Origin of the sequence: Kandleria vitulina DSM 20405 (genome assembly GCF_000702065.1) — a bacterium.
Classification (GTDB): domain Bacteria; phylum Bacillota_I; class Bacilli_A; order Erysipelotrichales; family Coprobacillaceae; genus Kandleria; species Kandleria vitulina.
The window spans coordinates 1-10973 of the sequence record NZ_JNKN01000047.1 but is presented as its reverse complement, the minus strand read 5'-3'; the positions used below and the strand labels follow the sequence as shown (position 1 = coordinate 10973).

The window sequence follows — 10973 nt, the reverse complement described above, 5'->3', positions numbered from 1 at the left end:
AAGAGTCCTATACATCAAAATCATCATTCTGGGATAGAGATGACATTCCTGTTTACAATGCTGATAATCCAAGAGAATATCAGTTTAGCGGCAAAAGAATACACAGAGGGCAATATAAAACCGCAAGCGGGAAAATAATCAATGCGGATGTTAATGGCGCATTGAACATCATGCGTAAAAGTAGCGTTGTGGATGTTAACATCCTATACGGTAGAGGCGAAGTGGACACGCCTGTAAGAATAAGGATTGCCTGACTTGTCGGGTGGAAACTTAAATATCAAACTTCTTAAATAGAACCGTCAGGTTCTTAGAAGCCACCTACCTTTAGGTGGGTGGTAGTTCACACCATCTTGTATCATATTATTCTTTATATTTGGATTCTCTGCTCAAAATGGAGAACAGTCAGGAAGTCTTTCTTATCAGATATATGAGTGGCTAAATCATCTTGTCACTTTGCCTTTCTCAAAAGAAACAGTCATACTGTTAATTAGAAAAGCTGCACATATGAGTGAATTTGGTGTCCTCTCATTAACATTGTATTATGGATTCTCTCATACATTAGAGAAACATCATATTCTAGTTTCACTGATTATGACATTTCTTTTTGCCTGTTTAGATGAATGGCATCAGACATTTGTCCCAGGAAGAGCAGGATGCTTTACTGATTGTCTCATTGATTTAAGTGGAGCTATTATTTTTATGACAGTCTTCTATTTAATAAAGAAAAGCCAGTCACATTAAATGTGTCTGGCTTATTCATTAAGAGCTTCCCACTCTTCCATTTTTTCTTCTAGCTGATTGTTCTTTTCTTCAATCTGCGCAGTTATTTCATTGTATTTTTCGTAATCATTGATAACTTCATCAGTTGTCTGCAACTGTTCTAGATTATTGATTTCTTCTTCAAGTAAAGAAATCTGTTCTTCAACTTTCTTGATCTTATTTTTAATCTTACGATCCATAGAGCGTTGAGTCTTAGTTTCAAGATAATCTTTATTGACCTTCTTTTCAACAGCAGCCTTTTCCTCTTTTTTATGTGCCATGAAATAATCATAATCACCGATATAAGTTGTTGCTCCATGAGCATTCATATCGACAATCTTTGTAGCTATTTTATTGATAAAGTAACGGTCATGGGAAATAAAGAGGATGGTTCCTGGGAAATCAAGAAGAGCATCTTCAAGTATTTCTTTTGATTGAATATCCAGATGGTTTGTAGGTTCATCTAAAACAAGGAAATTCGCTTTATTTAATAGAAGCTTAATAAGAACAACACGTCCCTTTTCTCCACCGGACAAGGAATCGATAGTCTTAAAGACATCATCCCCTCTAAATAAGAAAGTCGCACAGATATTTCTTATTTCCGTATTTGTCATTCTTGGGAAAGCATCGCTGATTTCATCAAAGATGGTCTTGCTTGGATTTAATGATCTTTGTTCCTGATCATAGTAGCCAATCATTACTTTTACACCAATCTTGATACGTCCAGATCTTGGTGCATAGTCATTTAGCAATAAGTGGAAGAATGTGGTTTTTCCAATACCATTAGGTCCAAGAAGTCCGACTTTTTCACCACGTTTGACATCAAAAGAAAGAGAATCAAAAAGTGGTTTATCAAAGGCCATGGCTAAGTCTTCTACTTTTAAGACATCATATCCTGATTCAACTTCTGGATCAAAGGCAAAGCGGATATGAGAAGGAAGAGATTCAGGACGATCAACTTTTTCCATTCTGGCTAAAGCTTTCTCTTTAGATTCAGCACGTTTTACCTGTTTCTCTCTACCAAATGATTTTAAAGTATCAATAGAATCCTGCATTCTCTTGATTTCTTTTTGATTATTAAGATAATGCTTCAATTCAACATCACGATTATGCTTCTTGATAGTCGCATATTGTTCATAGCTGCATTTATATAAAGTAGATTTCCCATTCTCTATTTCCATGATCATATTAGAGACCTGATCAATAAAGTATCTATCATGGGATACGACAATGACAGCTTTACTATAGTTTTTAAGATAGTTTTCTAGCCATTCAATAGAATCAAGGTCAAGGTGGTTTGTAGGTTCATCTAGCAATAGGAGATCAGGTGATCTTAAAAGAAGCTGTCCTAAACCAATACGTGTCTTCTGTCCACCAGAAAGAATACCCATTGGGGCATTCCACATATCTTCTTCAAAGCCTAACCCGTTAAGTACACCTTTGATACGAGATTCCATCTCATAGCCATTTTCATGCTCAAATTTTTGTGTTAATGTATCATATTCTCTCATGATTCCATCTAGATCTGAGGATGTAGACATCAGACTTTCAAGTTCACGCATACGTTTTTCAATAACGATGAGATCCTCAAAAGGTTCTTTTAATGTATCATAGATACTCTTCTCAAGATCAAAAGCATGTTCCTGAGATAAGTATCCAAGCTTCATGTTCTTATTAAAAGATATTTCTCCAGAATCCGCATGTTCTTCTTCCTGAAGAATACGAAGAAGCGTTGATTTACCTGCACCATTGACACCAATGATCGCAAGCTTGTCATGTTCTTCTAGCTTAAACGATACATCCTTTAATACATCCTTGCCAAGATAGGATTTCGTAAGAGATGAACAAGATAATATCATATTTCATCACCGGTGTTATTCTATCATAATTAGGAAGAAAAAGAAGAAAAAAGCAAAAGATTATCAGTAAGATATTGTATTTTTATGATTGTTATGTATAATTGTATACAATAAGAGGAGGAAAGAATATGAATCTAGCTTATAAGATTTTAAACAACCATTTACAAAAAGGAGAATTAGTCGCAGGTACACCAATTGCGATTAAGATAGATCAGACTTTAACACAGGATAGTACAGGTACAATGGCCTACTTGCAGCTTGAAGCGATGAATGTTGGACATGTAGCTGTTGAAAAGGCTGTAGCTTATATTGATCATAATATGTTACAGACTGGTTTTGAAAATATGGATGATCATGAATTTATTAGATCAGTTGCGAAAAAACATGGAATCACATTCTCACGTCCAGGTAATGGAGTATGTCACCAGCTTCAGTTAGAAAACTTTTCTAAACCTGGAAAGACTTTAGTCGGAAGTGATTCACATACACCAACATGTGGTGCTATGGGTATGGTTGCGATTGGAGCAGGAGGACTTGATGTTGCAGTGGCAATGGCAACTGGTACTTATTATTTATCTTGTCCATCTGTTTTACAGGTTAACTTAACAGGAAAAAGAAAACCATTCGTAAGTGCTAAAGATGTTATCTTGAAAGTACTTCAGGAATTATCTGTAAAAGGCGGCGTTAATAAGATTGTAGAATACACAGGAGAAGGTATTAAAGATTTATCTTTAACTGAAAGAGCTACTATCTGTAATATGGGAGCAGAATTAGGAGCTACTACTTCGGTATTCCCAACTGATGAACGTACGCTAGATTATTTAAAACAGCAGGGTCGTGCAGAAGATTATGTAGAAATGAGTGCTGATGAAGATGCAACTTATGATGAAAGATTAGATATTGATCTTTCTACATTAGAACCAATGGTTGCTAAACCACATAGTCCAGATGCTGTAGTATCTGCTACAGAATTAGAAGGTATGCCAATCAACCAGGTTGTTATTGGTTCATGTACAAACTCATCACTTAACGATATGATGCATGCTGCAGCTATCTTAAAAGGACATCGTGTTAACGACAATGTTTCATTAGTTATTGCACCAGGGTCATCTTCAATTTTAGCAATGCTATCAGAAAATGGTGCCTTAGCAGATATGATTCATGCAGGTGCACGTATTCTAGAATGTGGATGTGGACCATGTATCGGTATGGGTCAGGCACCTTTATCTAAAGGGGTATCACTTCGTACAATTAATAGAAACTTTAAAGGACGTTCAGGTACAAATGATGCAAGTGTCTACTTAGTATCACCTGAAGTAGCTGCACTTTCAGCTATTAAAGGATGTTTCTCAAGTGACTTCAGTGATTATGAAGCATTAGAAGAAGTACCAATGACTCCATTTATTAAGAATCCTAATTACTTCATTAACGATTATGATCCAAATCATGAAGTCTATATGGGACCAAATATCAAGCCAGTTCCAAGAGGAGAAAAGCTTACAGACAGCTATACTGGAAAGATGGTATTAAAAGTAGGAGACAATATTTCAACTGATCATATTGTTCCTTCAGATTCAAAACTTCTTCCTTATCGTTCAAATGTCCCACATCTTGCAAAATTCTCATTCTATAAAGTAGATCCTGATTTCTATAAGAGAGCAGTTGCCAACAATGGTGGATTTATTGTTGGTGGTGACAACTATGGACAGGGATCATCAAGAGAACATGCTGCACTTGTACCTAACTACTTAAAGATCAAGGCTGTAGTTGCTTTATCATTTGCACGTATTCATCGTTCAAACTTAATTAACAATGGTATTCTTCCACTTGTTATTAAGAAAGAAGATTATGACTTCTTCAATGATCAAGATTCATTCACATTCCACAATCTTAAAGAAAGCGTTGAAGATAATAAAGAGGTTGTTATTTCTAATGATACAACAGGAAAAACAATTAATGCGACTTTAACACTTTCTAAAAGAGAGAAAGTTATGATAGAATATGGTGGATTATTAAATGCAATTAAAGAAATCGGCGGTGATTTCTAAATAAAGAAAGAAGGTAAGTTATGGCATCAAATCCAATATTTGAGTCTGGAAGACATGGATCATTGGGAACACAGATTTTTGAATTGCTAAGAGATAGGATATTAAATGGAGACTATGAAAGAGGAGATAAATTAAATGAACTCTCTCTTGCAAAAGAACTTAATATTAGTCGTACCCCAATAAGAGAAGCCTTAAAACAGCTAGAACTAGAAGGATTAGCAGAAAGTATTCCTAATAAAGGGGTATATGTCAAAGGATTCTCACCTAGAGATATTGATGACATGTTTGAAATTAGAATTCAATTAGAATCTTTAGCCATCAAACTTGCCATAGAGAGAATGGATGACATCCATTTCGCAAAGATCCAGGAAGTTTTCGAACTTATGGAATTCTATACAATGAAAAGAGATCAAGGTAAACTAGGTGAACTTAATATTCTATATCATGAAATGATCTATCAATCTACGCAGTCTCCTTATTTCCAAGAGCTGCTTTCAGATATTCATTATTATGTATCAGTCACATCAAAAAGAGCACTACGTCCAATTGAAAGACTTGATACTTCATTAGAAGAGCACCGTGAAATCTTGAATCTTATTAAAGAACGTGATGCCGAAGGGGCTATCGACGTGATAAAAACACATATCAAGAAAACACAGATGCTAGTCAGAAAATATTATGCATCACAGAAAAAATAGTCCTTATAAAGGACTATTTTTTGCCATTCAGCGAAAAAAAGGACCGTTGGTCGTTTTTTTTTGTTTTTATTTTAAAATAGGGATACACTTAAATTAGAAGATAATACAAAATTACATAGAGGGAAGGGGATAATATGGATCATCTCAAATATCAATTAAAAATCATGAGACATTCACCAATAAGATTTGTTATTTATTTAATCTATTTATCATCAATCTGGTTAATGGGAAGCTATCTCTATATGAAACAGCCTCTTATTTCACCAATGTTACAAAGCAGTCGTTTTTCTTATTACATAGCGGTTGCCTTTTCTTTAGTGACATTTTATTCATTATATAGAAGTCACCAACAAAAAACAGAGGAAGTGATGGAAAGTACGCCTTTTCATCACTCTACGTCTCTAATGATTTTTATGAGCACTATTATTCTATTGTGGAGTCTCATTATATTTTTTATATTATTGGCTACTGTTTTATTTCAGTATTATACAAAAGACTCGCTCATTTTTTTAATTCTTACCTTTAGCATTAATGTGTTATTTCCCATTATCATCTTTCAGATGATTGTGTATCTTATCTTTAAGATAACACATCGAATCTTAGGTTTTATTGTATATTTAATAGTCATATTTATTACTAGTCCACTATTCTACTCTATAAAAATAAGTGTCACTTCACCATTGCTATCACGTATTCCAGATGCTTTTATGAATTGCTTTAGACTATTTTATAATAATGGACAGTGGGCAATGAATCTACAGTATGGACTTCAGCTTGAAAAGCCAAGAATCATCAATCTTTTTTTATTTGCTTTTCTTTGTCTATTCTTGATTATTTCCATAAGACATAAGATATGTAAGGCAATCTCGCTTATTACCGCTTTAACAATGATTATCTATGGTACATTGCCTTACAGCTATTATCGATTAGATGATGAAGCGTTGAGACATGATCTAAGAGATTATGGCTTTTATGATCAGACAATGGATCAGTCCATCAAGAAGCAAGATACAAACTACAGTATTGCTTCTTACAAGATGAATATCGATATTGATCGATATCTACAGGCAGATGTAAGCATGAATATGCATGCGAAAGAAGAAAGTGATGTCTACTGGCTGACATTGAGTCATGATTATCATGTTAAAAAGATTGTATGTAAAGATATGAAGAACTATAAGATCAATAAGGATCATATTGCTTTATATCTTAACAGGAAGATGAAGAATACCAATGTTCAGATCATCTATGAAGGATATCATCCTAAATACTATTCCAATGATCAGTCCATCATGTTGCCAGGATTCTTTGCTTGGTATCCCTTTGCTGGAAAGCAGCAATTGTTCTTAGAGTATCCGGATATGGGAGAAGGATATAATATCTACAATAAGAATAAGAGCTATTATGAATTGCATCTTAAGACAAGATGTAAGACGATTACTAATCTAGATAATACATACAAAGGGTATAGCGACTCTTTAACATTAATTGGTGGAAAGATTAAGATTCTTTCTGATCCCATCATAAAAAATATGTTGGTGTATACTTCTAAAGATAAAAATGCTCCATTAGAAACATATTTCAAAGATAATATTAAAAAGACAAATGAAATAATAAAGGATGTCTTTGATCTAGATGTTCATTTAGATCAGAAGAAAATCATAATCGTATCTGATGATTTAGGTAGAAACTACTCTAACAATGATTATATAATCTACGATGACTATATTCTTACTAATGATGCTCTATTGTATTCCTTAAGTATAGATAGTACTATGTCCTACTATCTTAATAAGAATACACATTCATCTAAACTAGCTAAATTATATAATTTTTCAATATCCTCTTTAGATATGAAAGCTCCCTATAAAAGTATTTATAATGAATTATTATCTTCATGTGCAGAAGATGAACTCAAATATAAGGATTATATAAAGCAGGCCGTCAAGAATGTGGGCGAAGAACAATTTATTAAGCAAAGTGTAAAAATGCTTATAGAAGATTATAGTGATGAAGAAATATTTAAAAAGATGCAGGTAAAGACAAGGAGGGATTGGCATGGAAACATATAAATCCCACATATTGTATCAATGGAATATTGTAAAATGTTCTAAATACTATCTTTTTAAAGAATTCAAGAAGTAAGATATTATCTAAAATAATGGGATATTCATTTGATATTGATGAAGAGAAATACATCAAAGAACTCATTAGGACATGTAAAGAAGAATATGAAAATAAAGAATATGCAAAAGCAATAATACAGGCTGTCAATAATGTTGGTAGTTCTTACTTCATTAAACAATGTGCAAAAATGCTTTCTAAGAATGCATCTGATCAGGAAATATTAAATAAAATGGGGGTGAATTTAAATGATAAAGGTTGATGGTCTACTAAAAAAATATGGAAGAAAGACAGTTATAGATCATATTGATTTACATCTAGAAAATAAGACATACGCTCTACTTGGGCCTAATGGTGCAGGAAAGACGACGCTTCTACGTTGTATTTGTGGTCTTATTCCTATCAATGGTGGAACAATCAAGGGAGATAATGGATTAATTGGTTATCTTCCACAGCATTTTGGAGCATTTAAAGAGATGATAGTTTATGATTTTCTTGATTATCTTTGTTTCTTAAAAAAGATTGATAAAAAAGAAAGAGAAGATGAAATCAATCGAGTATTAGAAAGTGTTCATCTATTAGATAAAAGCAGTGATAGATGCTCTACATTATCTGGTGGAATGATCAGAAGATTAGGGATAGCACAAAGTATGCTTGGAAATCCTGATTTAATTATTCTAGATGAACCAACAACTGGATTAGATATAGAAGAACGTATGCACTTTAAGACAATTATGTCCCATAGTATGAATAACACACGTATTATTTCTACACATATTGTAGAAGACATAGAAGGATTAGCGGATGAAATCTTACTTTTAAAAGATCATAAGATAGAAGTATTTAATGAAGATGATTTCCTTAAGTTAACACATAACCGTGTTTATGAAGTTCCAACTTCACAAGTAAAAGAAAATGATTTCATTATCAGTGAATACTTCAATCAAAATAAGCAAAGCATTTCTCGTATTATCTCAGATGAGGACAGAGGAGAACCTTGTGAAGAAACCTTATCTGATAGCTATATCTACTACTTTAAGGGAATAAAATGAGATATATAAGAAAAGAAATAAAAATAAATAAGTGGGGCTTTATGATACTTGTATTATTATGGGGATTATGTTTCTATTTTTTATATCAGTATAAATTAAACTTTATTGGTGAAAAAGAAGAATTTGAAGTACAAGTATTCTCAAAGATAAGATTTTATACGAGTATTATCTACCCGTTGTATTTCTTCATGATGACACATCATCTCTTTGAAAAAGATATGGAAGAAGTAATGCGAATATTATTAAAGCATCGTATCTTATACTTGATACCCATTATGCTTATCTATTTGATCTTATCTTTTATATGGCTTATGGGAATATGTCACTTTTTCCAGTTAAATAATGGATGCTTTATAGAATGTCTTATACTCCTTATAGAAATATCAATTATAGAAACTATTCTTATTTATATCTTCAATAGTCCTCTTCTATCTACCATTCTTCTTATTTTGATGAACATGTTCTACTATTTCTTTTTAGTAGACTACAATGTCTTCAACTATCTTTATCCTGGCTTTAAACTAAGCAGTTATGATTTGATGAATCATGGTATCTTCTTATTTGTACTTATTTTTGTAAGTATCCTTTTAGCAATAAAAAAACATAAAGAATATCGATAGAGGCGTAAGTGCGCCTCTTTTGCTTTCCATAAAGAACACTTTTGAGTACAATAAGGAAAAGGAGTTGTAAGCATGTTAGCGCCAAAACATTTAACAAAGTGTGTAAAAGGAGATTATCGCTTAATCGCCATTTCAGATATACATGGACACCTTGATCGCTTTAAGGCATTACTTAAGAAAGTACAATATCGTCCACGTGAGGACTATCTTGTCATTCTTGGAGACTTTATTGAAAAAGGGGATCAGGTGCTAGAGACTATTCACTATGTTATGGAACTCTCTAAACTGCCACGTGTCTATGTCTTAACGGGAAATTGTGAGTGGGCACTTTGTGCCATCATGAGTGAACCGGAACTAGCGAAAGAAATCCCATTATATTTAAAAAGGGTTTCTTCCAATGGCATTGTCAGAACCTTGTACAATGAAGGACATTATGAAGATGGTCATGAAACACCACTAGGTATTCAAAGAGATATTGCCCGCAAGCTTCATGATGAACTGCTCTTTTGTGAGCATCTTCCCACAACATTGAAATTCAATGATTTCATCTTTGTACATGCTGGACTTGAACCACGAGAAGATTATAAACAGTGTGGTCTTTCTTCTTACCTGGAATTCCAGCATTTTATGGATTATGGTCATCTTTTAAAAGAAACAGTCATTGTTGGTCATCTTCCTACTTCAAATTATCGTGAAGGACAAATAAACAATGATATCCTTTACGACGAAAAGAAACGTATTATCTCTATTGATGGTGGGACAGGTGTAAAAATGATTTCTCAACTTAATGCATTGATCATCACTTCAAAAAACGGAGAAGTCACTTTTCACCAAAAGAAAGTACAGCCCCTTCCTAAAGCAATCATCACAGAGGATTATCACCCTCAATATCATGATAGCCATAAGATAGCTTTTCCTTATTACAAAGTAGAAGTTCTAGAAGAAGGAACACAATTCAGTAAATGCTATCAAGAAGAAACACATCAGATTCTTATGATTAAGAATGAATTCTTATACATAAGAAACAAAGATTACTATTGTCTAGATGATTACACAGATGCTTTTCTTGATGTCAAAAAACAAGATGAAATTGCTTTAATTGGAGTATATGGACAATATGCCTATGGAATCTATGACGGGCAGGTAGGCTGGATTCCTTATCACAATATTAAAATAAAATAGGAGATAATATGAAATGACCTCCTAGTTGTCAAAACGTGGATTTAAACTCATAATAAGAATGAAAAATATATAATGAGTTGTTACCATAACGACAATAGGAGGTCACTATGAATAGTATAATTTATGTTGGTATGGATGTCCATAAGAATACGTATAGTTTATGCGCGGTTAGCGATGCAACAGGTGAGATTCTAGCCGAAACAAAAATCACAGCCGATTCTGATCTGATTGCCAAGTTTATTGAAAATGCAAGGGATCTGTCTGGCAATCCTGAAGCTCAGGTCAAGACTGGCTATGAGGCAGGATGTCTTGGATATTCCTTATACTGGGAGCTTGCAGCCAGAGGAATAGAATGCGTCATTCTGGCTCCTTCAACTATGCAGAAACCAGCCAAGAACAAAGTGCTAAAGAACGACAGAAGAGATGCCAGAAACATTGCGACAAACCTGGCAAACAATTCCTACAAGTCGGTCTATGTTCCGGATCACGAAGATGTCAAGACCAAGGAGTACATCCGAATGATGGGCTGTTTTAAGACACAGCTGAAAAGGATCAAGCAGCAGATCAATGCATTTCTTTTGAGACTTGGACTGCGCTATCCCGGCAATTCAAGATGGATTCCAGCACACCT

Annotated in this window: 11 protein-coding genes; 10 read left to right on the top strand and 1 reads right to left on the bottom strand. The window is 33.7% G+C overall.

What is annotated here, in order from left to right; genetic code table 11:
* Both T513_RS0108770 and T513_RS12030 read left to right on the top strand, forming a co-directional pair.
* A partial coding sequence (locus T513_RS0108770; RefSeq protein WP_238551738.1) for a transposase occupies positions 1-254 on the top strand: 254 nt, incomplete at its 5' end.
* A 100-nt stretch (positions 255-354) separates the two neighbouring features.
* Positions 355-741: a VanZ family protein gene (locus T513_RS12030; protein WP_031589803.1), complete on the top strand. Its 387-nt coding sequence runs from the start codon at positions 355-357 to the stop codon at positions 739-741.
* 11 nt (positions 742-752) lie between these two features.
* Here the strand turns inward: T513_RS12030 and T513_RS0108760 are convergent, their stop codons facing one another.
* Complete coding sequence (locus tag T513_RS0108760) at positions 753-2618, bottom strand: ABC-F family ATP-binding cassette domain-containing protein (RefSeq protein WP_029069834.1); 1866 nt, start codon at positions 2616-2618, stop codon at positions 753-755.
* A gap of 128 nt (positions 2619-2746) precedes the next feature.
* Between T513_RS0108760 and T513_RS0108755 the strand changes: the two genes are divergently transcribed.
* The 8 genes from T513_RS0108755 to T513_RS0108715 all read left to right on the top strand — a co-directional run.
* Positions 2747-4666, top strand: a complete 1920-nt coding sequence (locus tag T513_RS0108755; RefSeq protein WP_029069835.1) for an aconitate hydratase — start codon at positions 2747-2749, stop codon at positions 4664-4666.
* 20 nt (positions 4667-4686) lie between these two features.
* Positions 4687-5364 (top strand): GntR family transcriptional regulator, encoded by a 678-nt coding sequence (locus T513_RS0108750; RefSeq protein WP_031589802.1) that lies wholly within the window; start codon positions 4687-4689, stop codon positions 5362-5364.
* A 707-nt stretch (positions 5365-6071) separates the two neighbouring features.
* A complete protein-coding gene (locus T513_RS0108745) occupies positions 6072-7436 on the top strand; it encodes a hypothetical protein (protein ID WP_155266086.1) in 1365 nt (454 codons plus the stop codon).
* A gap of 89 nt (positions 7437-7525) precedes the next feature.
* On the top strand, positions 7526-7750 hold the full coding sequence (locus T513_RS0108735; protein ID WP_029072575.1) for a hypothetical protein: 225 nt from the start codon (positions 7526-7528) through the stop codon (positions 7748-7750).
* Positions 7737-8540 carry an ATP-binding cassette domain-containing protein gene (locus T513_RS0108730; RefSeq protein ID WP_029072574.1) on the top strand — a complete coding sequence of 268 codons (804 nt, stop codon included), beginning with the start codon at positions 7737-7739 and terminating at the stop codon, positions 8538-8540. Before T513_RS0108735 ends, T513_RS0108730 begins: the two co-directional genes overlap by 14 nt.
* Before the next feature lie 41 nt (positions 8541-8581).
* The gene (locus tag T513_RS0108725) at positions 8582-9160 is read left to right on the top strand and encodes a hypothetical protein (RefSeq protein WP_056995141.1); all 579 of its coding nucleotides are present in this window, start codon (positions 8582-8584) and stop codon (positions 9158-9160) included.
* A gap of 72 nt (positions 9161-9232) precedes the next feature.
* Positions 9233-10342 carry a metallophosphoesterase gene (locus T513_RS0108720; protein ID WP_031589797.1) on the top strand — a complete coding sequence of 370 codons (1110 nt, stop codon included), beginning with the start codon at positions 9233-9235 and terminating at the stop codon, positions 10340-10342.
* A 107-nt stretch (positions 10343-10449) separates the two neighbouring features.
* Positions 10450-10973 (top strand): IS110 family transposase (locus tag T513_RS0108715; RefSeq protein WP_031589796.1); only part of this gene is annotated, 524 nt, incomplete at its 3' end.

Bases quoted from the DNA above. Each gene is read 5' to 3' on its own strand.
- T513_RS0108760 (WP_029069834.1), bottom strand. From the start codon at position 2,618: ATGATATTATCTTGTTCATCTCTTACGAAATCCTATCTTGGCAAGGAT.
- T513_RS0108755 (WP_029069835.1), top strand. From the start codon at position 2,747: ATGAATCTAGCTTATAAGATTTTAAACAACCATTTACAAAAAGGAGAA.
- T513_RS0108750 (WP_031589802.1), top strand. From the start codon at position 4,687: ATGGCATCAAATCCAATATTTGAGTCTGGAAGACATGGATCATTGGGA.
- T513_RS0108745 (WP_155266086.1), top strand. From the start codon at position 6,072: ATGAATTGCTTTAGACTATTTTATAATAATGGACAGTGGGCAATGAAT.
- T513_RS0108735 (WP_029072575.1), top strand. From the start codon at position 7,526: ATGGGATATTCATTTGATATTGATGAAGAGAAATACATCAAAGAACTC.
- T513_RS0108730 (WP_029072574.1), top strand. From the start codon at position 7,737: ATGATAAAGGTTGATGGTCTACTAAAAAAATATGGAAGAAAGACAGTT.
- T513_RS0108725 (WP_056995141.1), top strand. From the start codon at position 8,582: ATGATACTTGTATTATTATGGGGATTATGTTTCTATTTTTTATATCAG.
- T513_RS0108720 (WP_031589797.1), top strand. From the start codon at position 9,233: ATGTTAGCGCCAAAACATTTAACAAAGTGTGTAAAAGGAGATTATCGC.